Below are 26,385 nucleotides of genomic sequence, written 5' to 3'. Positions count from 1 at the left end.
TCAGTAGGAATCCCGTCCACAGGACGAGGTACGACAGAGCGCCTCAGAAGTACTGAGTCGCCTGAAGCCATACGCTGGGCGCGCGCGCCGGCGAGCCCGCAGCCGAACTGAGCGGCCAGGCCGCGGTCAGGGTGGCCTGCCGCTTGCCGTCGCTCCAGCCGGCGCCGACGCCGGCCGCCTGCAGCTGCTGGGTGTTGCGCTCGCGCGTCCACGGATGCTTGTTGAACTGCACCTGGCCGGCGTCGACGAAGGCACTGAGCTGCCAGCGCGGCGCCGGCAGGTAGCGCAGCTCGGCGCTCGCCTGCCAGCCCTGGTCGCCGCTGCCGGCGCCTAGCGCGTAGGCGCGCACGCCGTAAGGGCCGCCCAGGCTGAATTTCTCCGAGCCGTCGAGGTTGCGCGAGGCAAGTTGTCCGCTGAACTGCGTGTAGAGCTGGAAGCGGCGGCCGAGCGCCTGCAGGCGCAGCGCGCTCACGTTCAGCTTGGTGAAGCTGCCCATGGCCTTGGTGTACCGGTCCGAACCGAGTGCATCATTGCCACGCAACCGGCCGAGGCCCAGCGTCATGGACAGCGCGCTGCGGCCGCCGCCGAACCAGCCGTCCTCGCCATTGCCGCTGACAGAGACGCTCCACAGGCCGACGTTCTTGTCGTTGCGCACGTCGAACTGGCCGTAGGTATCCTTCAGGTCCTTGTTGTCGTACTGGACCTGCGCCGTGACGTTCAGATTGCGGCTGCGCAGCAGCGGCTGCGCGACGAAGGCGCTCTGCACGCTCGCGCTGCCGCGGTAGTCGAGCTCCGCGAAGCTGCCGGTGAGGTGGTAGCGCATCTCCGAATAGGCCACGCCGACGCGCGTCGACACCGGTCCCAGCGGCAACTGGTAGGCCGCGCGGTAGTAGCTCTGCCGCTCGTCGCTGGCGAGGCCGCGCAGGCTCAGCTGGTCGCCCAGCCCCAGCGGCGAATTGAGGTTGACGCTGCCGCTGAAGCGATAGCGGCCCGACGACGTGTCGCCGAAGTTGTCGAAGTCGAGCGATCCGGTAACGAGGGGCCCGCCTTCGACATCGACCACCAGGTCGGTCGTGCCGGGCTCGATTCCCGCGCGCAGCGTGCCGCGCGCGGTGGCGCCGGCCAGGTCGTCGAGCAACTGCAGGGTGCGCTCGAGGTCGGCGCCGCGCACCACTGCTCCCGGCCGGAGGGCGGAGAGCGGCTGCTGCAGCGCGCCGTCGCTGACGCGCGAGCGGTTGTTCAGCACGATGCGGCCGTAGCGCCCCTCCACCACCGCGATACGCACGACACCACCGTCGATCTCCTGGTGGGGCAGGTAGGCGCGGGCCAGCACGTAGCCACGCTCGCGGTAGTAGGCGGTGATCCGTGCGGCGGCCTGCTGCAGGTCGGCGAAGCCCAGCTCGCGGCCGGCGAGGTCCGCCAGCTGCGGCAGCAGCTCATCGGCATGGAACACCTGGTTGCCTTCGAGGGTGAATGCCTGCACGAACATGCGCGGCCCGCTGTCCGGCGTGACATCCGCATCGGGCTGGGGGGTTGTGATCTTGATCTCGGGCACCGGCGCGGCCGGCAGGACTGGCCGAGCGGTTTCGATGTCACGCATCGCCTGCCCGGCGTTCGGCACCTGGGCGTGCGCCGGCAAGGGAAGCAGCAGCGCCACGCCGGCCCGCCAAAGCAGCGACAGGCCCGGCGGACGGCCCGGCGGACGCGCGGCACGCGCGGGGGGGCGCAAAGGCGTGTAGCCACGCAGGCTCACGCGGAATGAGATGGTGCCGACGGCACCGCTGACAGCGGGATGCGGAACGGCGAGTTCGCGTTCGAAGTGTTCAGGAAACACCGGAATCATCCCTGCCGTGAGGCGGTACGCGCGGCCGCTCGAGAGTGAAGAATGCGACCATCTGGAATCGCTGGCGATGCCCGCCAGTGCTGCTATGTGGGTACGGTGGATCGGCCCGACGGGCCGGAAAAGGCGGTGGAATTTCTGGGGACAATGGTCAGCGATGGCCTCCGGGCGCGTCCATCAGGACATTCTGAAAATCACTCGGAAGAAATTCGCCTCCTTCGGACATTGCCTTGTACGGCTGGCACCGGCTCGCCCGACGCAGCGCCGGCATCGGCGGCCGGCCGCTGGATCATGGAGATCGGGGATGAGGGAGAGGCGGTCGATGCGATGCGGGGCGGCGCCGGGCATCGCGCGCATGGGCCGCTATGGCCGTGCGCCTAGGCAACGGCTCGGCGTGCCCGCATGAGGTCGCGGGCACCGGGCGGTCTCAGTGATTCAGGGGCTCTGGGGCTCTGGGGCTCTGGGGTTCAGAGGGCCGGCGCGGCACGCGGCGTGCTGCCGCTGCATGCGCGAGACTGTGCGCGAGACTGTGCGCGAGACTGTGCGCGACACTGTGCTCGACGGCCCGGGCGGGGCGGTCGAGGGCCGCCCGTGCGATGCGGATGTTTGCGGGTTCCCACCCGCAGCAAAGAGAAGGAGAAGGCGGTGAAGCGTGACGCTCTGGACAAGCGCTTCGCTGCCGCGCTCAGCGGGCCGTGTCGCCTGCCGCCGGCACGGCGCGTCGGCCCTTGCGCGCCAGCGCCGCGGAAGCCGCCCACAGCGCAAAGCCACCCAGGGCCAGCAGGCTGCCGACCCAGCCCGGCGAGGTCCAGCCATGCCCGGCCGCAATGGCCAGGCCGCCGAGGAAGGGCCCGAGCGCATTGGCCATGTTGAAGGCGGAGTGGTTCAGCGCCGCCGCCAGGCTCTGCGCGTCTTCGGCCACGTCCATCAGGCGTGTCTGCAGCACCGTGGCCAGCGAGCCGCCGAGGCCGATCAGGAAGACACTCAGCGAGATGGCCCAGACGTTGCCGGCCATCAGCGGGAACAGGGCCAGCATGGCGGCGCTCCACAGCAGCAGCACACCGGCGGTGCGCATCAGCGCGCGGTCGGCGAACAGCGGCACCACCATATTGCCGGCGGTCAGCCCCAGGCCGAACACGCTCAGCACCAGCGGCGCCGTGCTCGCCGAGACGTGCGTCACTTGCGCCAGGATGTCGGCCAGGTAGGTGTAGACCGCGAACAGGCCGCCGAAGCCGACGGCGCCGATGCCCAGCGTCAGCCACACCTGCAGGCGTGTCAGCGCGCCCAGCTCGCGCAGCGGGCTCGCGGACGGATCTGCCGGCGTGCTGGGCGCGAACAGCCGCACGCAGGTCATGGTCAGCACGCCCAGCGCGGCCACCAGGCCGAAGCTCCAGCGCCAGCCGACCGCCTGGCCCAGCCAGTTGGCCAGCGGCACGCCGATCACGGTGGCGCAGGTGAGGCCGAGGAAGATGCGCCCCACCACCAGCGTGCGCCGGTGGGCCGGCACCAGCGAGGCCGCCGTCAAGGCGGCGATGCCGAAGTAGGCGCCGTGCGGCAGGCCGCTCAGGAAGCGGAACAGCAACATCCAGTGGTAGTCCGGGGCGACGGCGCTCAAGGCGTTGCCGACGCTGAACATGGCCATCAGCAGGATCAGCTGGGTGCGGCGGGCGAGCCGCGCGCCCAGCACCGCCATCACGGGCGCGCCCACCACCACGCCCAGCGCGTAGGCGCTGATGACGTGGCCGGCCGTCGGCGCGTCGATGCCCAGGCTCTGCGCGAAGGCAGGCAGCAGGCTCATGGTGGCGAACTCGGTGGTGCCGATGGCGAAGCCGCCCACGGCCAGCGCGAACAGCACCAGGCCGACCCGCTGCGGCGGCGCGTGGTCCGTGGCGCCTTCGGGTCGGACATCGGCGGGGGTGCGGGCTGGTGCGGGGGGCTGCATCGGGGGTGGGCCTTGTGGAAAACGCAATGTGGCGGGCCCGCCGGTCAGGCGGCCGCCGGCGGGGCGGCTGCGGACCGGGTCGGCCCGCAGTGCAGGCCGGTCATTATATTGCGATGCAGCAAGCCGTGCAGGCGACGCCACCCGCCGCACCGCCGCACCGCCGCTGCCCGCCGACCGCCGCCTCAGGCCAGGCCGGCCTCGGCCAGCTGCCGGCGCCGCACCTCGCCCTGGCGCCGGAACATCCAGCCCGGGTACTCGGACGGCAAGGCGCTGGCCTGGTCCAGCACGGCCAGTTCCTCGGCGCTCAGCGCGATGCCGGTGGCGGCGATGTTGTCCTGCAGCTGCTCCAGGCGCCTGGCGCCGATGATCACGCTGCTGACCACCTTCTGGTGCAGCAGCCATGCCAGCGCCACCTGCGCCACCGAGACGCCGCGCACGCTGGCCATGCCCTGCATGGCATCGATCACGTCATAGGCACGCTCCAGCTCGACCGGCGGGAAGTCGAACACGGTGCGGCGGCTGCCGGCCTCCCCCTTCGCCTGGCGGCCGTACTTGCCGCTCAGCAGGCCGCCGGCCAGCGGGCTCCACACCATCAGCCCCACGCCTTCGCTCTGCAGCATGGGCACCAGCTCGCGCTCGAGGTCGCGCCCGGCCACGGTGTAGTAGGCTTGCAGCGAGGCGAAGCGCGACAGGCCGAGCCGCTCGGCGATGCCCAGCGCCTTCATGATCTGCCAGGCGGCCCAGTTCGACACGCCGATGTAGCGCACGTGCCCCTGCTGCACCAGCGTGTCCAGCGCGCGCAGCGTCTCTTCCACCGGCGTGGCCGGATCGAAGCCATGCACCTGGTACAGGTCGATATGGTCGAGCTGCAGCCGCGACAGGCTGGCCTTGACGCCTTCCATGATGTGGTAGCGCGACAAGCCGCGCGCATTGGGCCCCTTGCCGGTCTCGCCGAACACCTTGGTCGCCACCACCACGTCGTCGCGCCTGACCTTGAGGTTCTTCAGGGCCTGCCCCGTGATGATCTCCGAACGGCCCTCGGAGTAGACATCGGCGGTGTCGATGAAGTTGATGCCGGCCTCCAGCGCGGCCGCCACCAGCCGCTCCGCGTCGGCCTGCTGGACGTCGCCGATCTGGCTCCAGAGCTGCCCTTCCCCGCCGAAGGTCATGGTGCCCAGGCACAGCTCCGAGACGAACAAGCCGGTATTGCCGAGTTTCCTGTAACGCATGGTCGAGACTCCTGGATCGTAGGATTGGCGCCCGGACGGGCTCGCCCGGGCGCAGGACTGGCAGCGTGCCGGCAGGTGCCTGCCGGCCTGTGCCGCGCGTTCCGCGGCCGCTGCATCGCTGGAGGATTATGCAATCCGCCAGCCGATCCGGCGCTGCCGGATTCTCGCGCTTTCCTGCCTATTCCTACGCACCGGGATGAGCGCCGGCGCGAACCTCGCCCGTTATGGGCGGGCGCATGTGCACGGACAGCCATTCCGTTGTGATGTTTCCTCCTGCCCCGCGCTCAGGCGCGCTTCCGGCGCCCGCCGCGCCATACCCGATCCTGCGGGATTCCTGCCTGATTCTCCGATTGTCACCACCCTGTGCCGCCGGAGAAACAGGCAACCGGAAGAACGGAGTAAGCTGGCACCGGTACCGTCCCGCCGCCGCGCCATGACTGCCCTGCCCGACCGCCCCGCCACCGCCTCGATCGCCGAGCCCGCCACCGCGCCGGAGACCCGGCCAGCCCCGCATGAAGCGCACGACGCGCAAGCCGCGCATGACCCGCTGGCACTGCCGCGCCGCGAGCTGGTCGCACTGCTGGAGCGCCACACCGGCACGCTCGAAGGCACGCGGGAAACCGCCGTGCCGGGACTGCGCATCCATCGCATGCAGCACCCCACCGGGCCCCACCATGCGATCCAGACCGCCGCCTTCGCCGTGATCGCGCAGGGCTCCAAGCGCCTGCTGATCGCCGACGAAGCCTACGAGTACGACCCCATGCACTACCTGGTCTCCTCGGTCGACCTGCCGGTGGTGGCGCAGGTGTCCACGGCCAGCGCCTGCGAACCCTACCTGGGACTGCGCCTGGAACTGGACACCGAGGCGATCCGGGCCCTCATCGGCGACGCCAAGCTGCCGCCGCCGGAGCGCAGCGAGCCGGCGCGCGGCATGTACGTGCACCCGCTCGACCCGGCACTGCTCGATGTGGTGCTGCGGCTGCTGCGCCTGCTCGATACCCCGCGCGACATCCCCATCCTGGCGCCGATGATCAAGCGCGAGATCCTCTACCGCCTGCTGATGAACGGCCAGGGCGCGCGGCTGCGCCAGATGGCGCTGCACGACAGCCAGGTCAGCCGCGTGGCCAAGGCCATCCGCCTGCTGCGCGAGCGCTTCGCGCAGCCGTTGCGCGTCGACGAGATCGCGCGCGACGTGCACATGAGCGTCTCTTCGCTGCATTTCCATTTCAAGGAAGTCACCGCCATGAGCCCGCTGCAGTACCAGAAGCACCTGCGCCTGCAGGAAGCGCGCCGCCTGATGCTGACCGGCGACGTGGGCGTGGCGCGCGCCGCGCGCGCGGTGGGCTACGAAAGCGCCTCGCAGTTCAGCCGCGAGTACAGCCGCCTGTTCGGCGCGCCGCCGCTGCGCGACAAGCAGCGCTGGGGGGAAGCCGGCGGCGCCGCGACGCGGCCCGCCTGAGCCGGCCCGGCTACCCCGGCGGCGCCCCTGCAGCGCGCGCGGCCCCCCAGTACAATGGGCCGGCGCCGGCCGCGGCCGGCACATCCCGACACCATGAGGAAGACAAAGACAATGCTCTGGAAAGCAGCACCGAACCTGGCCGACCTGCAGGCCCTGCACAAGGACACCGCCGTGACGCATCTCGGCATCGAGTTTCTCGAGATCGGCGAAGACTCGCTCACCGCCCGCATGCCGGTCGACCGGCGCACCGTGCAGCCCTTCGGCATCCTGCACGGCGGCGCCTCGGTACTGCTGGCGGAAACGCTCGGCAGCTGCGCCGCCAGCCTGTGCCTGGATCCGCAGACGCACTACTGCGTCGGGCTCGACATCAATGCCAACCACCTGCGCTCGGTCACCTCGGGCTACGTGATCGGCAAGGCCACGCCGATCCACGTCGGACGCTCCACCCACGTCTGGTCCATCGATATCCGCAACGAGGAAGGCAAGCCGGTCTGCATCTCGCGCATCACGATGTCGATCCTGGCGCGCGGTTAATTCTCGGTTTGTGCGCAGTTCATGCCGGCCGGAGGGGCAGGACTTCCCCTCCGCGCATCCACGCATCCGCGCCCCGCTTCACCCGGCGCGGAACGACTGCGCCGCCGCCTCCATGCAGGCCAGCAGGCGCGCTGCTGCCGAGGTCAGCGGGCGGTCGCGCCGCACCACGATGCCGGCCTCGATCTCCGGCAGCGCCTCGCGCACGCCGATCGCCACGATCGGCTGCTGGCGCAGTTCCAGCGCGAAGGTCGGCTCGGTCACCAGCGCCACCACGTCGGTGGTCTTCAGCAGGGCCACGGTCGGCGCCAGCGACTGGCATCGCAAGATGCGTTCCGGCGCGGCCAGCCCGTTGTCGGCGAAGAAACGGGCGAAACCGCGGTCGAAATCGTCGCCCGGCTCGCTGGCCAGCAGCCACTCCGCCTCCTGCAGCCTGGCCAGCGTGCGCACGCGCGCCAGCGGATGGCCGCGCCGTGCCGCCACCAGCAGGCGCATCGGCAGCAGGGTGCGGTGCTGCGCATAGTCCGGCCAGCGCATGCCCGGCACGCTGTTGACCACGGCGAAATCCGTCTGGCCGTCGCGCAGGGCCTGCAGCGCCTGGGACAAGGCCGCCTCGCGGAAGCTCACCGTGGTCTTGGCGTCGGCGCGCCGGAACGCCGCGAATGCCTGTGGAATCATCGCGCGCGCCACCGCCGACGACACCGTCGCGGTGACATGGCCGCCGGCGCCGTCGCGCATCGCGATCAGGTCCTCGCGCGCGCGCCGCATGTCTTCCACCAGCAGCCGCGCCCGCACCAGGAAGGCCTCGCCATACTCGGTCAGCCGCACGCCCGACACCGAACGCAGCAGCAGCGGCACGCCCAGGCTCTTTTCCAGTTCGCGCAGGGTGAAGGTGACCGCCGGCTGCGACAGCCCGAGCGCGCGTGCCGCGCCGTGCAGGCTGCCCTGTTCGACGACCGAGAGAAAGACCTGCAGTTGCTGTGGCTTCATCGCTGGCGCTGGCTCGCTGGCTCGCCGGCATCCCGCCTGAGGCGGTCGGAGGGATACGGCAGGCGGTGGGCGGAAGACAGAAGGCAAAGCCGCAGTGTAGGCCATGCCCCGGCGGGTGATAAGAAAACCTGATCGCCTTCCAGAATTCTTGTCTTGTGCAAGCGCCGGTGCCGGTCGATCATTGCCGTCGGCACTCCGGCGCCGCCGCCCTGCCCCTTAGCCCTGCCCCTTCCCCTTCCCCATCACGACACAAGCGAGACAGACCGATGGACGTCGCACGACATTTCGCCGAGACCTATGCCGAGGCCCGCGAGAAATTCACCGCGGCCGCGCGCGCCCGCGGCCTGGAGATCGAACGGGCCATCCACCCCGGGCAAACCGGCCCGGACGGCGAGCCGCTGTCGATCGACAGCGCGCTGTTCGCGCCGGACGGCGCCCGCTCGGTGCTGGTCGTCACCTCGGGCACGCACGGCGTCGAAGGCTTCTGCGGCTCGGGCTGCCAGGTCGGCCTGCTCGGCGACGATCTGCTGTTCACCAAGCTCACCGAGGCGCGCGTGGCGCTGCTGCTGGTGCATGCGGTCAACCCCTACGGCTTTGCCCACCTGCGGCGCGTCAACGAGGACAACGTCGACCTGAACCGCAACAGCGCCGACTTCGCCGCGGCGGCCGCCAGCAACCCGGCCTACCTGGAAGTCGACCCGCTGCTGCTGCCGGCGACCTGGCCTCCCGGCCCGGCCGACCAGGCCGCGCTCAACCAGTTCATCGCCACGCGCGGCATGCAGGCGCTGCGCGACGCCATGACCGGCGGCCAGTACCGCGTGCCCGACGGCATGTTCTACGGCGGCAGCGCGCCCTGCTGGAGCACCCGGCAGATGGGCGAGCTCCTGGCGCGCCACCTGCCGCGCTTCGCCGCGATGGTGTGGATCGACGTCCATACCGGCCTGGGCCCGTACGGCCACGGCGAGAAGATCTTCGTCGGCAGCGACGCCGCCGAGCTGGCACGCGCCAACGCCACCTGGGGCGCCGACGTGCTGCCGATCACGGCGCCGGGCTCGGTTTCGTCGGTGGTGGAAGGGGCGCTGGTGAATCTCGCCTACACGCAGTACCCGGGCATCGAGAAGACCATCATGGCGCTCGAGTTCGGCACCCTCGATTCGATGCAAGTGATGCAGGCCCTGCGCGCGGACCACTGGATGCACCGCCATCCCGACGTGCCGGCCGACACCCGCGCGGAGATCCGCCAAGGCCTGCGCGACGCCTTCTACTGCGACAGCCCCGACTGGAAAGGCCAGGTCTACGGCCAGACCCGCGTGGCGGTGCTGCAGTCGGTGGCGGCGCTGGCGCGCCACGCCCGCGCCTGACACGTTCCGGCCGGGGCGGGCCGCCGGCGCGGGGAAGCGGCGGCCCGCCCCGCCAGGCCGGACCTATCCGTCATCGCCCGTCCGCCGAGGAGGCTCCAGGGCTGTGTGACCGGCGCTGGCTGGTGCCTCCCGGCCCTGTTCGCATTCGTCTTCCTATTCCTCTTCATGGCAACGGGATGCAAACGGGAGGTCCTCTTGCCCCCCGCCTGGATCCATCCGGCTGCGCGAAGCCTATCGCAGTGGCAGGCAGATGCGCGTCTGCAATTGGGCGGGCAGTGTGGTACGCGGGTCGTTCAGGTATTGCTCGAACATGGGGAAGTCCGCGGGATCCATGCCGCTGCGGGGCAGCCATTCGGAGAACATCCAACCGTACGGCTTGTCCATCTCGTTGTACGGTCCGGTGTAGGTCAGCATCGCGCAGCGGATGGCTGGGATCTCGAAGCGTTCCAGTTCGTCACCCAGGTCTGCGTCGGGCGCGACCGGCATGCCCGCCATCGAACGCAGCTGGCCAGCCGGCACCTGCCCGGGATCGTCGAAATAGACGCCGAAGCCGATGGCATCGGGGCGGGCCAGGCCACGGCCGGCGGCCAGCATGAAGACGCGGGTGAAGACCGGACCGATTTCCTGATAGCTGCCATGGTGCGGCAAGGCGGCCAGCACGGTGCCGGGGAAGGTTTCGATGGTGATGGGGTACATGCCTAGCTCCTCGGGGTTGAAGGGACGGGAGCGGGCCGCGCGGTAACGCCCCGGCGAGATGCCGAAGGTAGCGCCGAACGCGCGGTTGAAGGCGGCGTCCGACGCGTAGCCGGCACGCAGCGCGACATCGCGCAATGGCACCCCGGTGCCGCCCAGCACGACCGCCGCACGATGCATGCGGATGCGCTGCACGGTGGCGTTCACCGATTCACCCATCATCGCACGGTAGACGCGGTGAAAGTGATACGGCGACAAGCAGGCGAGGTCGGCCAGCAGATACAGATCCGGGGCGGCGTCGGGGTTGCTTGCCAGCCAGCGCAGGACGGGGTCCATGCGGCGGGCGTATTGGGTGCGGGTCTGGGGTTTCAATTGCGGGCTCCTTAGGGAGCAATGTAGCCTTGCTGGATTTGCAGATCTTGCGGTTTTTCGCAGCGGGCTGGCACGAAGAGGGCCAACCCGCCCGGTCCTTGCTGGAGGGCCGCAACCGCGTTCGACGAGCCGGCCAAACGAACCGTTCAGGGCGGCTCTCCAAGGCTCTCCGACAATCCGACGGCGCCACCACGCTCTAGCAAACGGGTCGCCACCGGCAGGCCGGGGCCGCATGATCGAGCGGGCGCGGTGTGGGGGGATGGGCGCATCGCGGTCCCTGGTCCACCGCGTCATTCCAGAGCCCCCGATCGACAGCGCCTCCGGGCTCTTTGCACCCGGCCTGCGAGCGGCATGCACCGCCGCCCGGATGCGCTGTCCCTGACGCAATGGACTAGGCGCGCCGGAACACCAGGCTGAAGTTGTTGGCCGGCATCGCTACCACCTCCTCCAGCAGCAGGCCGGCGCCCTCGCCCAGCGCCACCACCGCCTCCATGTCGCGCACGCCCCAGTCGGGGTCGGCCGCGCGCAGCTGGGCGTCGAAGGCCGCGTTGCTGGGCGCCGTATGCGCGCCGTCGCGGCGGTAGGGGCCGTACAGGTAGAGCACGCCGCCCGGCGCGAGCAGGCGGCCGGCGCCGAGGAAGAGCGCCTGCGTGGAGGCCCAGGGCGAGATGTGGACCATGTTGATGCACACCACCGCCTGCGCCGACTCCACGCCCCAGGGCTGCAGCCGCACGTCCAGTGCCAGCGGCGCGCGCACATTGGCCAGGCCGGCATGCGCCGTCCAGGCGGCGATCGAGTCGCGCGCAGCCTCGTCGGGATCGCTCGGCTGCCAGGTCAGGCCCGGCAGCGCCCCGGCGCAATGCACGGCATGCTGGCCGGTGCCGCTGGCGATCTCCAGCACCAGGCCGGAGGCCGGCAGCACGCGCCGCAGCACCTCCAGGATGGGATCCCGGTTGCGCTCCGCCGCGGGCGCCACGCGGCGTGCGTCGGAAGGGGGCTGGCTGCTGGTCATGGGGAGACTCTCCTCTGGCTGGACATGAAACCCGGCACAGGGGACGGCGGGCCGGGCCGGCGGGGCGCCGGATACCGCATCTTACCGCCGCGCCGCCACGGCCGCCGGCCGGCGCGGAGCGGGAGTGGCAAATCAGGTCGCCACAGCTGGAGCCTTCGGCCATTGCCCCCCATCCGGCGCTAAATCACACTGTCGGCCACCGACAAAGCAGACAAGTCGCCCGCGCCGACCGCGGCCGGGACGACCCCAGTGGAGACTATCATGCGCGACTACGCCGAGGCCATCGCCGGCTTCAATTACCAGGACGCCTTTGCCGAGCGGGTGAGCGGCACGCTCGACGCCATCAATGCCTGCGTCGAATGCTGCAGCCGCCATGCCCTGCCCGGGCGTATCGCGCTGTTCTGGGAAAGCCGCGACGGCAGCAGCGAGAGCTGGACCTTCACCCAGCTCGACCAGCTCTCGGCGCGCTTCGCCAACTTCCTCCAGGAGCAGGGCGTGCAGCCCGGCGACCGCGTGGCCGGCCTGCTGCCGCGCACGCCCGAGCTGCTGGTCACCATCCTCGGCACCTGGCGCGCCGGCGCGGTCTACCAGCCGCTGTTCACCGCCTTCGGGCCCAAGGCCATCGAGCACCGCGTGCAGAGTTCGGGCGCGCGCCTGGTGGTGACCGACGGCGCCAACCGCGCCAAGCTCGACGAGGTCGAGGGCTGCCCCGCCGTGGTGACCGTGGCCGGCGCCAAGGGCCGCGGCCTGGTACGCGGCGACTTCAGCTTCTGGGCCGAGGTCGAGCGCCGTCCCGCCGATTTCGCGCCGGTCATGCGCCGCGGCGACGACCCCTTCCTGATGATGTTCACCTCCGGCACCACCGGCCCGGCCAAGCCGCTGCTGGTGCCGCTCAAGGCCATCGCCGCCTTCGCCGGCTACATGCGCGACGCCGTCGACCTGCGCCCCGAGGACGCCTTCTGGAACCTGGCCGATCCCGGCTGGGCCTACGGCCTGTACTACGCCGTGACCGGGCCGCTGGCGCTGGGCCACCCGACCACCTTCTACGACGGCCCCTTCAGCATCGAAAGCACCTGCCGCGTCATCAACAAGTACGGCATCACCAACCTGGCCGGCTCGCCCACCGCCTACCGCCTGCTGATTGCCGCCGGCGAAGCCGCGGCCGGGCCGCTGCGCGGCAAGCTGCGCGCGGTCAGCAGCGCCGGCGAGCCGCTCAACCCCGAAGTGATCCGCTGGTTCGCCAACGAACTCGGCACCACCATCCACGACCACTACGGCCAGACCGAGCTGGGCATGGTGCTGTGCAACCACCACGCCCTCGGCCACCCCGTGCGCATGGGCGCGGCCGGCTTCGCCAGCCCGGGCCACCGCGTGGTAGTGGTCGACGACGAAGCGCGCGAGCAGGCCCCCGGCCAGCCCGGCACGCTGGCCATCGACATGACGCAGTCGCCCATGTGCTGGTTCGCCGGCTACCACGGCACCCGCACCGGCGCCTTCGTCGGCGACTACTACCTGACCGGCGACACTGCCGAACTCAACGACGACGGCAGCATCAGCTTCATCGGCCGCGCCGACGACGTCATCACCACCTCCGGCTACCGGGTCGGCCCCTTCGACGTGGAAAGCGCGCTGATCGAGCATCCGGCCGTGGTGGAAACCGCCGTGATCGGCAAGCCCGACCCCGAGCGCACCGAACTGATCAAGGCCTTCGTCGTACTCGACCCCGCGCAGCGCGCCAGCCCCGAGCTGGCCGAGGAACTGCGCCTGCATGTGCGCAATCGCCTGGCAGCCCACGCCTACCCGCGCGAAATCGAATTCGTCGCGGAGCTGCCCAAGACGCCGAGCGGCAAGGTCCAGCGCTTCATCCTGCGCAACCAGGAAGTGGCCAGGCAGCGCGACGCGCAAGGCTGAGGCACAGCCCGATCGTCCGGCAATCGTCCGGCGGCGGGCGCGGCCGCGCCCGTCGTCTCCCTCGCGCCGGGCGCTCTCCCCGCTCCCCGCTCTTCCGCCCCGGCGCAAGGCGCTCGCTGAACACCAAGGCGAGCGCCGTCGCCGCGCCCCCTCCGCCGCGCCGCAGCGGCGCGCCTCCGCTCGTGTCGCGCTGGCGGTTCCCGCTCCCCGCTCCCTGTTCCCTCCTCCCCGCAAGCGCCCGGGCCACGCCGCCCCAAGAGGAAGAAAGCGAATCCATCCGGCGCAATTAATTCATCCCACGCATAGCGCACAGTCCTTACACTGACGCTCGCACCAAACGGCCACGCAAACCCGGACGCCCCCTCGCTGAACGCGAATCCACCCGGGCCGGGGCCACCCATCCCTTCGGCGTTCCCAGCGCCGTTCCTGAGCCATGAAAGACCACGACAGGGCCACCCTCTGCTCCGTGCCGAACCGCACCCGCTGCGCCTCGGCACAAGCGAGTCCACAAAGCATGCCCTGCGATTTCCACTCCGCACTCCACACACGACGCAGATGAGTTCGCTTTTTCACACCAAGGGAGAGAATCTTGAAACCCGGCATCATTCCGCTGGCAGGCTTGTCCTTGCTGTCCGGCGGCGCACTGGCCCAGTCCAGCGTCACGCTGTACGGCGTCATCGACACGAGTGTCCGCTTTGCCAACCACCAGGCCACCAGCAGCGGTCCCCAGACACTGATCGGCCTGCAGGACGGCGCCTTCAATAACGCGCGCTGGGGCTTGCGCGGCGTGGAGGAACTGGGCGCAGGCAGCAAGGCCCTGTTCACGCTGGAGAGCGGCTTCAGCCCGACCACCGGCCGTTCGTCCCAACAGGGCCAGCTGTTCGGCCGCCAGGCGTGGCTGGGGCTTGCCAACGACACCTGGGGCACGATCAAGCTGGGCCGGCAGATGGGCGCCGCCTATCTGTTCGTCATCGGCGTCGACCCCATCAGCATCGGCAACTACAGCGAGTTGAGCTGGCAGACATCGCTGACGGGCCTGCGCTACGACAACACCGTCGACTACAGCAAGCAGTGGGCCGGACTCGGCGTGGAAGCGCAATACGCCTTCGGCGAGCGTGCCGGCGACATGGCCAGCGGCAGCACCGTGCAACTGGCGCTGACCTATGACACGGACAGCCTGCACAGCGGCGCCGTGGCCCAGCAGTCCAAGGATGCGAACGGCCACGCGATGCGCCTGTGGGTCGCCGGCGCGCGCTACGCCATCGGTCCCTTCACGCTGCACGGCTACTACCTGGACGCCTGGCGCCAGGCCGGCTTCGCCATCGGCGCCAACGGTTCCGGCACGCCGCTGGCCAATACCAGCATCGGCGGCAATGCCAATACCGTGCTCGGCGCCGGGACGCAAACGGCCGAGCGGCGCGACCAATATGCCGCTGCCGGCGTCACCTACCAGGCCACGCGGGCGCTCAAGCTCACCGCCGGGTATATGCGGGACAACGTCTCGGGGGTCCGGCCGGGCGTCGCCGGGCTGGTGCAGACGGTCTATGGCGTGGCGATGTACAGCCTGTCCAAACGCACCGAGGTCTATCTCGAGATGGACTACAGCCGTCTCTCGGGCGGCTCCATCACTGATCCCAACAACCCCTCGGGCTCCTTCGGCGGCACCCGCTGCCGCACGGGGGCGGGGGTGGGCCTGCGCACCCGCTTCTGAAACATCGGCGGGCGGAAGAGGCCGTCAACCGCTCCCGCCCGCCGCGCGCCGGTTCGCCAGCCGTCGCGGCGGCCGTGCTCGAAAAAAAAGCCCGCACGACGCATGACGTGCGGGCTGGAAGCGCCTTGCAGGAGGCACGATGAAGAACGGTGAAGCACGGTGAAAAAAACGAGCCGGCCCACGGGGAGGCCGTCCGGACATGGCCTGGCAGAACCTTGCGGCGCCGCGATGCTGTATCCGAGCCTTCAGCTTACGCCTGCGCCACGCATTCCCCAAGCGAATTAAAAGCATGGATTCCATTCGGATTATTCCCCCATCCAGTGGCCCTCGCGCGGCCCCTTGCCGGCCCCGGTACTCCGGCCCGGCGCTGGACATCCGGCGCGCGCCACTGGCAGAATCGCACCCAGCATGCAGCCTGCCGCTGTCCGGATGCGGCCGCCCGCCCCGGCCCCGGCGCTCCCACGCCCTTGAATCCGTTCTCCGCCACCGTTCCCATCTCCCTCGTCAACGGCTTCCTGGCCGGCGCCGACCCTGCGGCCATGCAGCGCATGGCCGGCCGCTCCGGCATCGCCTACGGGCTGCTGAAGACCCCGGGCGCGCGCGTCACCGAGGAGCAGTTCTCCACCTTGTACCGCCTGCTGGCGACCGAACTGGATGACGAGATGCCGGGCATCTTCCGCCGGCCGCTGCGTAACGGGACCTTGAAGTACCTGTGCCTGAGCCTGCTGGATGCCCCGCGGCTGGAGGTGGCGCTGCACCGCTTCGGCCAGTTCTTCCACCTGATCCTGGATGACTTCCGGCTGGAATCACGCCGCGCGGGGGCGCTCGGCCATGTCGAACTGACCGCCGAGCCGTCCGGCCCGGGCGTCAGCGAACTGGGCCGCGAGCTGATGCTGAAGCTGGTGCACGGCGTGGCATCGTGGCTGGTCGGCAAGCGGATCCCGCTCGCCATGGTGGAGTTCGACTTTCCCCGGCCGCCGCGCGCCGACGACTTTCTCTACCTCTTTCCCGGGCCGGTGCAGTTCGGCGGCGGGCACACCCGCCTGAGTTTCGACGCGGCCTACCTCGACCTGCCGATCCGGCGCCGCAAGGCGGACCTGAAGATCTTCCTGGCGCGCGCGCCGGAAGACTGGATCTTCGTCTCCTTCGCCGAGCAGATGATGTGCTACCGGGTGCGCCAGTACCTGGCCGACTGCCTGCCCGCCACGCCCACCATCGAGACCGTGGCGCAGGCGCTGCACTGTTCGGTGCGCACGCTGTACCGCCGGCTGACGGCCGAGGGCACGACCTTCCAGGCGGTCAAGGACGAGATGCGGCGCGACATCGCCATCCAGCGCCTGACGCGCACCACCGATGCCATCGCCGCCATCGCCTACGACATCGGCTTCGACAGCCCGACCGCCTTCCACCGCGCCTTCCGGCACTGGACCGGCAGCACGCCGAAGGCCTACCGCACCATGCCCGAGCGCCTGCACTGAGCGGATCAGCCGGCGGCGCCCTGCCTCACCAGTCCGCGGAATCCTTGAAATGGGAGGTGAAGGACATGGCTGGCACCGACCGATTCCAGGGATTCAGCGGACCAGGTGCTGGCCGAAGCGCTGCCGCAGCACCAGCTTCTGCAGCTTGCCGGTCGCCGTCAGCGGCAGCTCGGGCACGAACACCACGTCGTCCGGCACCCACCATTTCGCCACCTTGCCGGCATAGAAGTCCAGCAGCTCCTTGGCGCTCAGGCTGCTGCCGGCACGGCGCACCGCGATCAGCAGCGGGCGCTCGTCCCACTTCGGATGCGCGGCGGCGATGCAGGCGGCGAGCTCGATCTCGGGATGCGAGAGGGCGATGTTCTCCAGCTCGATCGACGAGATCCATTCCCCGCCCGACTTGATCACGTCCTTGCTGCGGTCGGTGATCTGCATATAGCCGTCGGCATCGATGGTCGCCACGTCGCCGGTGGCGAACCAGCCGTTCTCCAGCGCGCTGCCTTCGGCGCCGAAGTAGCGCTCCACCACCCAGTGTCCGCGCACCATCAGGTCGCCGGCCGAGCGGCCGTCCCAGGGCAGCTCCTCGCCCGCGGCCCCCACCAGCTTCATGTCGATGCCGGGGATGGCGCGGCCTTGCTTGGCGTCGATGCGCGCGCGCTCCTCGGCCGTCTTCTCCGCGTAGCCGTGCGACGGCGTGCAGACCGTCCCCACCGGGGACAACTCCGTCATGCCCCAGGCATGGACCGCCCGGATGCCCAGGCCGCCCAGGGCTTCGGCCAGCTGCGGCGGACAGGCGGCACCGCCGACGATCACGCGCGCCAGCGTGGCACAGCGCTCGCCGCTGCGGCGCATGTGGTCGACCATGCCGAGCCAGACGGTCGGCACGCCGGCCGACACCGTCACCCCTTCCTGCGTGAACAGTTCAGTGAGCGAGGCGCCGTCGAGCCGGGGCCCCGGCATCACCAGCTTCGCGCCCACCAGGGCGGCGGAGAACGGCAGGCCCCAGGCGCTCACATGGAACATCGGCACCACCGGCGCGACGGTGTCGGCGGCATGCAGGTCGAGCGCGTCCGGCAGGGCCGAGGCATACGCCATCAGGTAAGTCGAGCGATGGGAATACAGCACGCCCTTCGGGTTGCCGGTGGTGCCCGAGGTGTAGCACAGCAGCGCCGCCTGCCGCTCGTCCAGCTCGGGCCAGGCGAAGGATTGCGGCTGGCCGTCGAGCAGCGCCTCGTAGCTTTCGAGCGGCACCGGAAAATCGTCCGGCAGCGCCGACGCATCGCCCAGCAGGATCCACCGCTCGACGTGCGGGCATTGCGGCGCGATCTGCGCGACCAGCGGCAGGAAGGTCGCATCGAAGCAGAGGAAGCGGTCCCGCGCGTGGTTGATGATGTAGCTCACCTGCTCGGGGAACAGGCGCGGGTTGATGGTGTGGCAGACGGCGCCGATGCCGGCCGTGGCGTAGTAGATCTCCATGTGCCGGTAGCCGTTCCACGCCAGCGTGCCGATGCGGTCGCCGGGCGCGATGCCCGCGGCGGTAAGCGCGTTGGCAAGCTGCATCGTGCGCCGGTGGCAGTCTGCGTAGGTGTAGCGATGGATGTCGCCCTCGACCCGGCGCGAGACGATCTCGACGCGGCCGGCATGCCGCGCCGCCTGCTCCAGCAGCGACGGCAACAGTAGTGGCGCATACATCATCTGGCCGAAATGGTCCATGGGCGGGTCTCCTGGGAATATAGTGGGCGGAAGAGTGCGGGCATGGCCCGGAGCGGGCCGGGATGCCGGCAGTCCGGCGGGCTGGCTTGCAATGGCCCGCGGTGGCCTGTGGCGGCCCTTCTAGGGACAAGCCCGCGCGCGGGCATTGACAGGACCGGCCGAATTTCTGACAAATCCTGCCAACCGCCGCGCCTGCCCCGCCACGGCGCAATTCGGCAGGTTTTGTCAATGAATGGGCAGTTTTTGTTAGCCTGTACAGGTGCCCCGGAGCTACGATCACGCCTCTGAGCAGCCATGCGGGCAAGGCCGCTGGCTGGATACAACCCGACAGGAGACACGCGATGACCTACCGCGCACCGATCAAGGACATGCTCTTCGTGATGAACGAGCTGGCCGGCCTGGAGGCCGTCAGCCAGCTGCCGGGCTACGAAGAGGCGACCCCGGAGACGGCGCAGGCCGTGCTGGAAGAGGCGGCCAAGTTCAACGAGCAGGTGGTGGCGCCGCTGAACCGCGCCGGCGACCTCGATCCCAGCCGCTGGCAGGATGGCGCCGTGACCACCACGCCTGGCTTCAAGGCGGCCTTCCGCCAGTTCGCCGAGGGCGGCTGGCAGGGCGTGCTGCACCCGGCCGAGTACGGCGGCCAGGGCCTGCCCAAGCTGATCGCCACCGCCTGCAACGAAATGCTCAACAGCGCCAACCTGTCGTTCGCGCTGTGCCCGCTGCTCACCGACGGCGCCATCGAGGCGCTGCTGACGGCCGGCAGCGAGGCGCAGAAGGCGCTGTTCCTGCCCAAGCTGATCGCCGGCGAGTGGACCGGCACCATGAACCTGACCGAGCCGCAGGCCGGCTCCGACCTGGCAATGGTGCGCACGCGCGCCGAGCCGCAGGGCGACGGCACCTACAAGGTGTTCGGCACCAAGATCTTCATCACCTACGGCGAGCACGACATGGCGGACAACATCGTCCACCTGGTGCTGGCACGCACGCCGGACGCGCCCGAGGGTGTCAAGGGCATCTCGCTGTTCATCGTGCCCAAGTTCCTGGTCAACGCCGACGGCTCGCCGGGCGCGCGCAACGACGTGCACTGCGTGTCGATCGAGCACAAGCTGGGCATCAAGGCCAGCCCGACGGCGGTGCTGCAGTTCGGCGACCACGGCGGCGCCATCGGCACGCTGGTGGGCGAGGAGAACCGCGGCCTGGAGTACATGTTCATCATGATGAACTCGGCGCGCTTCTCGGTGGGCATGCAGGGCGTGGCGGTCTCGGAGCGCGCCTACCAGCAGGCGGTGGCCTATGCGCGCGAACGCGTGCAGAGCCGCCCCGTCGACGGTTCGGCGCGCGAGGCGGTGGCCATCATCCACCACCCGGACGTCAAGCGCATGCTGATGACCATGCGCGCGCTCACCGAAGGCGCGCGGGCGCTGGCCTACGTGGCGGCGGCGGCCTCGGACGCGGCGCACCAGCATGCGGATGCCGCGGCGCGCGCCGAGAACCAGGCCTTCTACGAATTCCTGGTGCCGGTGGTCAAGGGCTGGAGCACCGAGCTGTCGATCGACGTGACCAGCCTGGGCGTGCAGGTGCACGGCGGCATGGGCTTCATCGAGGAGACGGGTGCGGCGCAGCACTATCGCGACGCGCGCATCCTGCCGATCTACGAAGGCACCACCGCGATCCAGGCCAACGACCTGGTGGGGCGCAAGACGGTGCGCGACGGCGGCGCCGTGCTGCGCGCGATCTGCGCGCGCATCGCGCAGACCGAGCAGGCGCTGGGCGCGCACGGCGGCGCGGCCTTCGTGGCGGTGCAGGCGCAGCTGGCCAAGGGCCGCGCGGCACTGGAGGCAGTGGGCGAGTTCGTGGTGTCGCAGGCCAAGGCGGACCCGAACGCGGTGTTCGCCGGCAGCGTGCCCTACCTGAAGCTGTGCGGCATCGTGTTCTCGGGCTGGCAGCTGGCGCGCGCGATGCTGGCGGCCGACGCCCGGCGCGCCGAGGACCCGGCCTTCCACTCGGCCAAGATCGCCACCGCGCACTTCTTCGCCGAGCACGTGCTGTCGCAGGCCGGCGGGCTGCGCGACGCCATCACCGCGGGTGGCGCGGCGGCCACGGCGCTGGACGAAGCGCAGTTCTGAGCGGGCGCGTGGACGCCGCCTGGCCGGAGCCGGCCGGCGGCGGTCCAAACGCGCCGGCAGGCAGGCGCAAAGGCAAAGACAAACACAAACGGGCGCTTCCTGGCGGAAGCGCCCGTTTTATTTGCACGGCAGCGCCCGCCGCCACGTGGCGGCCTGCCCTGGACCGCCCTGACCGCGCTCCCGCCATCTGCCATACTGTGCGCTCCGGCCACCCGGCCCCGCACGACGACCAGGCATGAGCGAGCGCGACCACCACCCGCAAGCCCCGCGCGACTACGACGAGCCGGGCCCCGCGGCCGCCGGCGGCCTGCCGCTGCCGGTGCTGCTGAACCGCGCCGCCGTGGCCGTGCTGGCCATCGGCCTGCTGGCTTCGGTGGCCATCTTCATGACCGCCGGCCCGGACCAGGCCGGCCTGCTGGACGACGACGCGGCGCGCCGCCAGTACGAATTCGAGCTGGAAAAGATCGGCGGCAAGGCCGCCGTGCTGGCGGCGGACTTCGCCAACTGGTTCGGCAGCCTGTGGCATGGCCGCACGCTGGCCTTCACCGTGGCCATCCTGAGCGTGCTGATCGCCGGCGCCTGCGCCTGGGTGGCCAGGGAGATCGCGCTGCACGCCAGCCACGAGGCCGCGCACGGCGAAGACAGCCGGCCGCAGCAGCCGCCGCGCCGCGACGGCTGAGGCGCGGCGCCGCCCGCGCCCGTCACCGGATCACCGGAGCGAGGCAGCGGCAGGCGTCAGCCAGCGCACCAGCGCCACCACGCCCAATCCCCACAATCCCAGCACGAGCAGCGCCGCCGGCCAGCACACCGGCGCCGGGCCGGCTGCGTCCGCCGCCCGCCGCTGGGCCTCCAGCACCGCCGCCGGCACCAGGCGCCGCACCGCCAGGATGGCCAGCGGCACCAGCACCAGGCCATGCAGCGGGCCCAGCACCGGCACGGCCGCCGGGACCACGCCGAGGGGCGACAGCGCATAGCCGGACACGGCCCGCGCCAGCCAGCGCACCGGGCGCGGCGTGCCCGGATCGCGCGCGGCCAGCCAGAGCGCATGCACATCGGCGCCGGCCGCCGCCGCCCAGCGCTTCAGCCGCGCCTGCAGGCGCGCGGGCAGGTCGCGCCGCCAGACGCGCAGCCGCACGTCGTCGAACACCGGCACGGCGGCCAGTATCAACAGCAGGCCGGCCAGCGGCAGCGTGGCGATGAATCCGAAGCGATGGAAGCCGAGCGCCCCGCTGACCCCGCCGAGGAAGAACAGCCCCACCAGCGTGCCCAGCACGCGCAGCTTGCGCCGGTCGGCGCGCACCGCCGGGCCGGCATCGTCGGCCAGGCCCAGGTTCCAGTAGAACAGCTTGCCCAGCTCGATACCGATATCGGTGATCATGCCGGTCACGTGCGTGGTGCGGATCTCCGCCTTCGACACCTTGGTCACCATGGCGTTCTGCAAGCCCATGATGAAGCAGAGCACCATCACCGTGGCCGGCACGAACAACCACTCGAGCCGCTCCAGGTTGCCGCCCAGCAGGCCGAACACCAGCAGCAGGAAAGCCTCCAGCAGCAGCGGCAGCGCGTACTCGCTGTGCAGGTGCTCGCGCCGGCCCCAGTGGATCAGCACCGCCGAGCAGGCCGCGCCGGCCATGAAGGACAACAAGGCACCCAGGCCGTCCAGCAGCAGGCCGATGCTGCCCAGCGCCAGGCTGTCCGCCATCGCGGAGATGATGCCCGACATATGCGAGGTGTACTGGTGCACGGCGAGAAAGCCGCCCGCATTGGCCGCCCCCGCCACGAAGGCGAGAAAGCAAGCCAGGCGCCGGTTGGCCTCGGGGCTGCGCTCGCGACCACTCAGCTGGCGCAGGTAGGTGATTGGCATGATGGGGTCCGTCGAACGTGGAAGGAGCGGCGCGCCGCCCGGGCAGGCGGGGCGGCGGCGCTAACGGCGTCTGCCCGGCGCCTGCCACCAGCCGCGCTCCGTGGCGAAGCGCCGGCCTTGCCGCAAGCGCCTGGCCGTGGCGCGCAGCTTCAAGGGATGGGCCGCCTCCAGCCCCTGCGCGCGGGCCAGCAGCGTGTCCAGGGGCGGCAGCGCCGCCCCGCCCTTCCACGCGAACAACGTGTAGTTGCAGCCATCTTCGGACAACGCCAGCGAGACCCCCTCACCGAACGCGGCACGGACCGCGTCCAGGTAGAACGGGATCTGCTCGTCGTCCTCGAGGAAATTCGCCACCAGCACGCCATCGTCGGCCAGCCGCTCGAGGCAGTCCTCGTAGAAGGACGGCGAGCCCAGCCGCGCCGGCATGCCGCCGGCCAGGAAGCCGTCCACCAGGATCACGTCCGGACGCGCCTCCCGGCCCTGGACGTAGTCGGCGCCATCGGCGCAAACCACCTCGAAGCGCTCGCCGTCCGGCGGAATATGAAAGGTCTCGCGCAGCGCGATCACCGCCGGGTCGATCTCGACCGCCACCACCTTGGCCCCAGGCAAGTGGTGATAGCAATACTTGGCCAGCGAACCGCCCCCCAGCCCGATCAGCGAGATCCGCCCGATCCGCGCCGGCTCCGGATGCAGCAGCAGGAAGCCCATCATCGCCTGCGTGTAACCCAGCACCAAGGCATTGGGATCGCGCCGCGACATCAGGCTTTGCGTGGCATGCAGGTCGAAATGCAGCGACAACGCCCGCTCCGTCTCCAGCACCACCGGCGTACCGTCGTGCGGCGCCTCGGCCAGGAGCTTCAGATAGGTAACCAGGGAAGCGCGCGAAGAATCCATCTACCAGCCTCGTCATGGATGGACACGGAGCGCCGGCACCGGCCGCGCCGGCGCCGCCCGGGATCCGGCCCCATCCGGCCGCCGTCCCGGCATCGCGCCTGCGCGGACGTGGCCGCGACGTCACCCATGACAACGCGGCAGGCAGGCTTTGCGATGAATTGCATACAATGATAATCACATTATCATAAGATGCAACTTAGGTGCGCGCGGGTGCCGTGTTGGTCTGCCGCCAGGGGAGATGGGGAGATGCCGGCCAGGGACTGGATGCTCTCAGCCGACGGCGAACCGGCGTCTGACTTTGCTAGCTAGCAAGATCAGAGTGCACGGGACGCGACCACCTGCGCTCCGGCTGACGGCTCTGTCGGCGCGCCCCTTAAGGATTCCGTGATCAGATCTATATCGGCGCTCCGCTCGATCTCTTTCAGCGATTGCGCATGATGCACGTGAAGTCACCCGTCTTACCGAATGGCAAGGTGTTGCAATACAGACTTGAGGCTGCCATCAATCTTCGTGATTCATATCCGCGAATCAAGACTCAGACTCATCCTGCACCAGATGCGTCGTCGTAATAGAAACCAACGCCCAGCTCGGCTCGATGCGATGCCAGCATCTCAACTGTCCGCAGCGTAATCAGTGGCCCTCCGCCTGTCCCGTTGCCTGGCCAGAACACCGAGAAAAAATACCCGTATCCAGCAGCGCTAAGCTCATTGAGAAGCCTGCCAGGTCGCACTCTCGCGACCAGCCAGGCGATATGCTCGTCAATATCGCTCCCTGACACCTTCCCATCTGTATTGATATTCCACCAGTATCGTGGTCTGTCGGCCGACTGGAGTATTCCCTTCATCTCCAACCGCGAACGCATCGCGAGGCGCTCTGGCGATTCGTTGTCTGTGAAATCGAACTGGCTGATCGACCGGTAGGAGAACATCGAGACAGGCAAGTCGGCGTTATGCCTGGAGTTGATGAATAGAGTACAAAAGCAGTTCATTAACGATTACTCCCAGCCTCTTCCGCCACCACGAGCGCGAGGGTTCGCCCTGTCCGGCCAGGACGAGCATTGCTCTGCGCTTGGCCCTTCTGCATATCGTAGTCTTGCTTGATGGCATCAGCACATTGCTGATTCGGGATGTCTAGCGGCTTCTTCGGATTGAAACCCGGCTCGTTCTCGCTAAACCAGCTTCCTTTCCGCTTTTCCGCTTCCCACCACTTCCAGAAATCTGGGTCTTTGATGCCAAAGTTCTTATCTCCCGGCGCGAGTCCGTCAGGGTCCACGTAGCCAATCGGATCCCCACCCACATACGCATACCCATTCGTCTGCCCAGCCGCCCACCCGATCGGATCCGGACTGACGAAGCGCCCCGTCTCCGGATCGTAGTAGCGTGCCCGGTAGCAGTACAGCCTGGTGGCATCGTTCTCCCGCCCCGTGTACTGCTGGGTGTTGCGGCTGGCCTGTCCCAGCACCCGCGTCTTGCCGTAGGGCTCGTAGCGATATTGCGTCTCCAGCGTCGCGCCCAGCCCGTCGCTCAGGCCGATCACGTTGCCGTTGCCGTCCTCGCTCGGTGCGGTACCAGTCCTCGCGGATCCGCGCTATGTCCGCGACAGGGCCATATCCGGAGTGCGTCGGTAGCCCATGCGTGAGGCTCGGTTCCCCACCCTATTGAATGCGCGATGGCCCAAGCCTCCGCCACTCAATACCCGAAGTCCTCCAGCACATACCTGGCCTGACTGAATCCCTTGTCCGCTGCCTGCTTCAGCAGCCTGATCGCAGCCTCGGTAGGCTTGCCGTCCTGGAACTCGCGCAAGGCGAACAGATACAGCGTTTCCGGATTTCCGAGTGCAAACGCCTTCTCGTACCAAGCGTTCGCCTTTGATAGATCGACTGGGTAGCCATACTGTCCTGTCTGGTAATACCAAGCGAGAAGGTGCTGCGCCTCGCCATAGCCGCCCTTCGCAGCACGTTCCAGCCAGTGGTTCGCGATCCTGATGTCTAGGGACACTATGTCACCCCAGCGCTGCATGCAGCTCAGTTCCCACTGTGCCTCCAGATTTCCATCATCGGCCAGTGCTTGGAGGCGCTCGATCCAATGCGCACAGCGCTCCGGATCCACGGCAGTGCCCTCACCCTTCTGACACCACAGGGCTGCCATAATGCAGGCATGCCCCCCTGCCTCAGCGCGGTCCTCTATCAATGGAGAGGCTTGGCCGTCATCGTCGGCGGTATATGCGGCACTGCTTTCCTGACCGCATCGAATCTCGCCCCCATTCCGCCCTTCTCAGTCAGTCGCCCCCGTGCAGACGGAACTCTCGTGGTTCCATCGTCCTCCTCGGTCCAGGCACCTATCAATTGCTAACTCGCGCCGCAGCCAAAGTACTATTGCCATGGCGGCGACAATCGCTACAGCAAGCCCAAAAACAGTTGATCTTTTCATCATCAGTAATTGTCCGCCAACCCACTAGGTCGAACTGGTGAACATAATTGAGAGCACGACTGAGAAGAACTTCCACCCTGACTGCGGCCATATTGATTAGCTGCCTGATCTGCGGCCGAGGCGCTTGCAGGATCTCCTTTGATTTTCTGATCGAACCACTCGCGTCCATTGGAAATCCAGCACGCCATCTTCTCACCTTGCTTGCCTCGCTGGGTGGCTTCACAGTTCGCCTTACAGTGAAAATACTTGTCCGCACCAATCGTATTAGCCTCCCGCATATCTCGGTATTTTCCAAGAAAGTCCCCAACAGCACCGATATATCCGTGACCAGGCAGCGTTCCCTTTCCTGCTGCATACGAGCCTCGACCCGGAACATTCCCGCTCAGCCCAAATGGGTCGGTGCGATTGAAAGGATCCCCACCCACATACCCATACCCATTCGTCTGCCCTGCCGCCCACCCGATCGGATCCGGACTGACGAAGCGCCCCGTCCCCGGATCGTAGTAACGTGCCCGGTAGTAGTACAGCCCGGTGGCATCGTTCTCCCGCCCCGTGTACTGCTGGGTATTGCAGCTGGCCTGTCCCAGCACTCGCGTCTTGCCGTAGGGCTCGTAGCGGTATTGCGTCTCCAGCGTCGTGCCCAGCCCGTCGCTCAGGCCGATCACGTTGCCGTCCATCGAGAAGAATCACTACGTGTCCTCAGAGGGCAGAGCCGTTCCCTTCAGGCGAGCAGGTAAGCCGGAGTACGGTAGCACTTGAATTACTGTCGTCCGGTGGGGCGCTCGCAGTCACCGACTTTGACTCGGGAGTCAGTCGAAGAGGCCGACGCGCCG

Annotated in this window: 21 protein-coding genes; 8 read left to right on the top strand and 13 right to left on the bottom strand. The window is 69.1% G+C overall.

The annotated features are described in order from the left end of the window. Positions 1-43: 43 nt before the first annotated feature. The 3 genes from BKK79_RS28060 to BKK79_RS28050 all read right to left on the bottom strand — a co-directional run bounded on the left by BKK79_RS28060 (position 44) and on the right by BKK79_RS28050 (position 5,011). Complete coding sequence (locus BKK79_RS28060; protein ID WP_083384707.1) at positions 44-1,600, bottom strand: ShlB/FhaC/HecB family hemolysin secretion/activation protein; 1,557 nt, start codon at positions 1,598-1,600, stop codon at positions 44-46. 925 nt (positions 1,601-2,525) lie between these two features. Next, complete coding sequence (locus BKK79_RS28055) at positions 2,526-3,782, bottom strand: MFS transporter (RefSeq protein WP_084085267.1); 1,257 nt, start codon at positions 3,780-3,782, stop codon at positions 2,526-2,528. A 182-nt stretch (positions 3,783-3,964) separates the two neighbouring features. Further along, the gene (locus tag BKK79_RS28050) at positions 3,965-5,011 is read right to left on the bottom strand and encodes an aldo/keto reductase (protein ID WP_071016829.1); all 1,047 of its coding nucleotides are present in this window, start codon (positions 5,009-5,011) and stop codon (positions 3,965-3,967) included. Between the two features lie 433 nt (positions 5,012-5,444). Here BKK79_RS28050 and BKK79_RS28045 point away from each other — a divergent pair, with 433 nt between their 5' ends. Next, positions 5,445-6,470: an AraC family transcriptional regulator gene (locus tag BKK79_RS28045; RefSeq protein ID WP_084085265.1), complete on the top strand. Its 1,026-nt coding sequence runs from the start codon at positions 5,445-5,447 to the stop codon at positions 6,468-6,470. Positions 6,471-6,581: 111 nt separating this feature from the next. Continuing rightward, entirely contained in the window at positions 6,582-7,004 is a 423-nt protein-coding gene (locus tag BKK79_RS28040) for a hotdog fold thioesterase (RefSeq protein WP_071016831.1), read from the top strand. Between the two features lie 78 nt (positions 7,005-7,082). On the opposite strand, the gene BKK79_RS28035 is transcribed toward BKK79_RS28040, so the two are convergent. After that, entirely contained in the window at positions 7,083-7,991 is a 909-nt protein-coding gene (locus BKK79_RS28035) for a LysR substrate-binding domain-containing protein (RefSeq protein WP_071016833.1), read from the bottom strand. 266 nt (positions 7,992-8,257) lie between these two features. On the opposite strand from BKK79_RS28035, the gene BKK79_RS28030 reads away from it, so the two are divergent. Continuing rightward, positions 8,258-9,352, top strand: a complete 1,095-nt coding sequence (locus tag BKK79_RS28030) for a M14 family metallopeptidase (protein ID WP_071039448.1) — start codon at positions 8,258-8,260, stop codon at positions 9,350-9,352. Between the two features lie 231 nt (positions 9,353-9,583). Here the strand turns inward: BKK79_RS28030 and BKK79_RS28025 are convergent, their stop codons facing one another. Beyond that, positions 9,584-10,417, bottom strand: a complete 834-nt coding sequence (locus BKK79_RS28025; RefSeq protein ID WP_071039447.1) for an AraC family transcriptional regulator — start codon at positions 10,415-10,417, stop codon at positions 9,584-9,586. A gap of 391 nt (positions 10,418-10,808) precedes the next feature. Beyond that, a complete protein-coding gene (locus BKK79_RS28020; RefSeq protein ID WP_071016839.1) occupies positions 10,809-11,429 on the bottom strand; it encodes a DUF938 domain-containing protein in 621 nt (206 codons plus the stop codon). 261 nt (positions 11,430-11,690) lie between these two features. Between BKK79_RS28020 and BKK79_RS28015 the strand changes: the two genes are divergently transcribed. The 3 genes from BKK79_RS28015 (at position 11,691) to BKK79_RS28005 (ending at position 16,529) form a co-directional block, all read left to right on the top strand. Beyond that, positions 11,691-13,340, top strand: coding sequence for an acyl-CoA synthetase (locus BKK79_RS28015; RefSeq protein WP_071016840.1), 1,650 nt, complete (start codon positions 11,691-11,693; stop codon positions 13,338-13,340). Between the two features lie 589 nt (positions 13,341-13,929). Beyond that, positions 13,930-15,051, top strand: a complete 1,122-nt coding sequence (locus BKK79_RS28010; protein ID WP_071016842.1) for a porin — start codon at positions 13,930-13,932, stop codon at positions 15,049-15,051. 539 nt (positions 15,052-15,590) lie between these two features. Then, entirely contained in the window at positions 15,591-16,529 is a 939-nt protein-coding gene (locus BKK79_RS28005) for an AraC family transcriptional regulator (RefSeq protein ID WP_083384709.1), read from the top strand. A 93-nt stretch (positions 16,530-16,622) separates the two neighbouring features. On the opposite strand, the gene BKK79_RS28000 is transcribed toward BKK79_RS28005, so the two are convergent. Next, positions 16,623-18,242: a 3-(methylthio)propionyl-CoA ligase gene (locus tag BKK79_RS28000; protein WP_071039446.1), complete on the bottom strand. Its 1,620-nt coding sequence runs from the start codon at positions 18,240-18,242 to the stop codon at positions 16,623-16,625. A gap of 341 nt (positions 18,243-18,583) precedes the next feature. Between BKK79_RS28000 and BKK79_RS27995 the strand changes: the two genes are divergently transcribed. Both BKK79_RS27995 and BKK79_RS27990 read left to right on the top strand, forming a co-directional pair. Beyond that, complete coding sequence (locus BKK79_RS27995; RefSeq protein ID WP_071016846.1) at positions 18,584-20,368, top strand: acyl-CoA dehydrogenase; 1,785 nt, start codon at positions 18,584-18,586, stop codon at positions 20,366-20,368. Between the two features lie 235 nt (positions 20,369-20,603). After that, a complete protein-coding gene (locus BKK79_RS27990) occupies positions 20,604-21,047 on the top strand; it encodes a hypothetical protein (protein WP_232346466.1) in 444 nt (147 codons plus the stop codon). Positions 21,048-21,077: 30 nt separating this feature from the next. On the opposite strand, the gene BKK79_RS27985 is transcribed toward BKK79_RS27990, so the two are convergent. The 6 genes from BKK79_RS27985 to BKK79_RS42085 all read right to left on the bottom strand — a co-directional run bounded on the left by BKK79_RS27985 (position 21,078) and on the right by BKK79_RS42085 (position 26,229). Beyond that, entirely contained in the window at positions 21,078-22,232 is a 1,155-nt protein-coding gene (locus tag BKK79_RS27985; protein WP_071016847.1) for a DUF1275 family protein, read from the bottom strand. A gap of 60 nt (positions 22,233-22,292) precedes the next feature. Continuing rightward, a complete protein-coding gene (locus tag BKK79_RS27980; protein ID WP_071039445.1) occupies positions 22,293-23,123 on the bottom strand; it encodes a fused MFS/spermidine synthase in 831 nt (276 codons plus the stop codon). Between the two features lie 541 nt (positions 23,124-23,664). Continuing rightward, the gene (locus BKK79_RS40655) at positions 23,665-24,111 is read right to left on the bottom strand and encodes a hypothetical protein (RefSeq protein ID WP_157128542.1); all 447 of its coding nucleotides are present in this window, start codon (positions 24,109-24,111) and stop codon (positions 23,665-23,667) included. Further along, positions 24,111-24,659, bottom strand: a complete 549-nt coding sequence (locus tag BKK79_RS27975) for an RHS repeat-associated core domain-containing protein (protein ID WP_071039444.1) — start codon at positions 24,657-24,659, stop codon at positions 24,111-24,113. Before BKK79_RS27975 ends, BKK79_RS40655 begins: the two co-directional genes overlap by 1 nt. A gap of 152 nt (positions 24,660-24,811) precedes the next feature. Next, on the bottom strand, positions 24,812-25,231 hold the full coding sequence (locus tag BKK79_RS27970) for a tetratricopeptide repeat protein (protein ID WP_198173416.1): 420 nt from the start codon (positions 25,229-25,231) through the stop codon (positions 24,812-24,814). A 323-nt stretch (positions 25,232-25,554) separates the two neighbouring features. Next, entirely contained in the window at positions 25,555-26,229 is a 675-nt protein-coding gene (locus BKK79_RS42085) for an RHS repeat-associated core domain-containing protein (protein WP_084085263.1), read from the bottom strand. Positions 26,230-26,385 lie beyond the last annotated feature (156 nt).

Origin of the sequence: Cupriavidus sp. USMAA2-4 (assembly GCF_001854305.1) — a bacterium.
In the GTDB taxonomy this organism is placed as follows: Bacteria; Pseudomonadota; Gammaproteobacteria; order Burkholderiales; family Burkholderiaceae; genus Cupriavidus; species Cupriavidus malaysiensis.
This window is presented reverse-complemented; position numbering and strand designations above follow the sequence as displayed.

Excerpts from the sequence above, each read along its gene's own strand:
- BKK79_RS28030 (WP_071039448.1), top strand. The coding sequence starts at position 8,258 with ATGGACGTCGCACGACATTTCGCCGAGACCTATGCCGAGGCCCGCGAG.
- BKK79_RS28050 (WP_071016829.1), bottom strand. The coding sequence starts at position 5,011 with ATGCGTTACAGGAAACTCGGCAATACCGGCTTGTTCGTCTCGGAGCTG.
- BKK79_RS28005 (WP_083384709.1), top strand. The coding sequence starts at position 15,591 with ATGCAGCGCATGGCCGGCCGCTCCGGCATCGCCTACGGGCTGCTGAAG.
- BKK79_RS27980 (WP_071039445.1), bottom strand. The coding sequence starts at position 23,123 with ATGGATTCTTCGCGCGCTTCCCTGGTTACCTATCTGAAGCTCCTGGCC.
- BKK79_RS27985 (WP_071016847.1), bottom strand. The coding sequence starts at position 22,232 with ATGCCAATCACCTACCTGCGCCAGCTGAGTGGTCGCGAGCGCAGCCCC.
- BKK79_RS40655 (WP_157128542.1), bottom strand. The coding sequence starts at position 24,111 with ATGAACTGCTTTTGTACTCTATTCATCAACTCCAGGCATAACGCCGAC.
- BKK79_RS27990 (WP_232346466.1), top strand. The coding sequence starts at position 20,604 with ATGAGCGAGCGCGACCACCACCCGCAAGCCCCGCGCGACTACGACGAG.
- BKK79_RS28045 (WP_084085265.1), top strand. The coding sequence starts at position 5,445 with ATGACTGCCCTGCCCGACCGCCCCGCCACCGCCTCGATCGCCGAGCCC.
- BKK79_RS27995 (WP_071016846.1), top strand. The coding sequence starts at position 18,584 with ATGACCTACCGCGCACCGATCAAGGACATGCTCTTCGTGATGAACGAG.
- BKK79_RS28020 (WP_071016839.1), bottom strand. The coding sequence starts at position 11,429 with ATGACCAGCAGCCAGCCCCCTTCCGACGCACGCCGCGTGGCGCCCGCG.
- BKK79_RS28015 (WP_071016840.1), top strand. The coding sequence starts at position 11,691 with ATGCGCGACTACGCCGAGGCCATCGCCGGCTTCAATTACCAGGACGCC.
- BKK79_RS28060 (WP_083384707.1), bottom strand. The coding sequence starts at position 1,600 with ATGCGTGACATCGAAACCGCTCGGCCAGTCCTGCCGGCCGCGCCGGTG.
- BKK79_RS28000 (WP_071039446.1), bottom strand. The coding sequence starts at position 18,242 with ATGGACCATTTCGGCCAGATGATGTATGCGCCACTACTGTTGCCGTCG.
- BKK79_RS28040 (WP_071016831.1), top strand. The coding sequence starts at position 6,582 with ATGCTCTGGAAAGCAGCACCGAACCTGGCCGACCTGCAGGCCCTGCAC.
- BKK79_RS28035 (WP_071016833.1), bottom strand. The coding sequence starts at position 7,991 with ATGAAGCCACAGCAACTGCAGGTCTTTCTCTCGGTCGTCGAACAGGGC.
- BKK79_RS28055 (WP_084085267.1), bottom strand. The coding sequence starts at position 3,782 with ATGCAGCCCCCCGCACCAGCCCGCACCCCCGCCGATGTCCGACCCGAA.
- BKK79_RS42085 (WP_084085263.1), bottom strand. The coding sequence starts at position 26,229 with ATGGACGGCAACGTGATCGGCCTGAGCGACGGGCTGGGCACGACGCTG.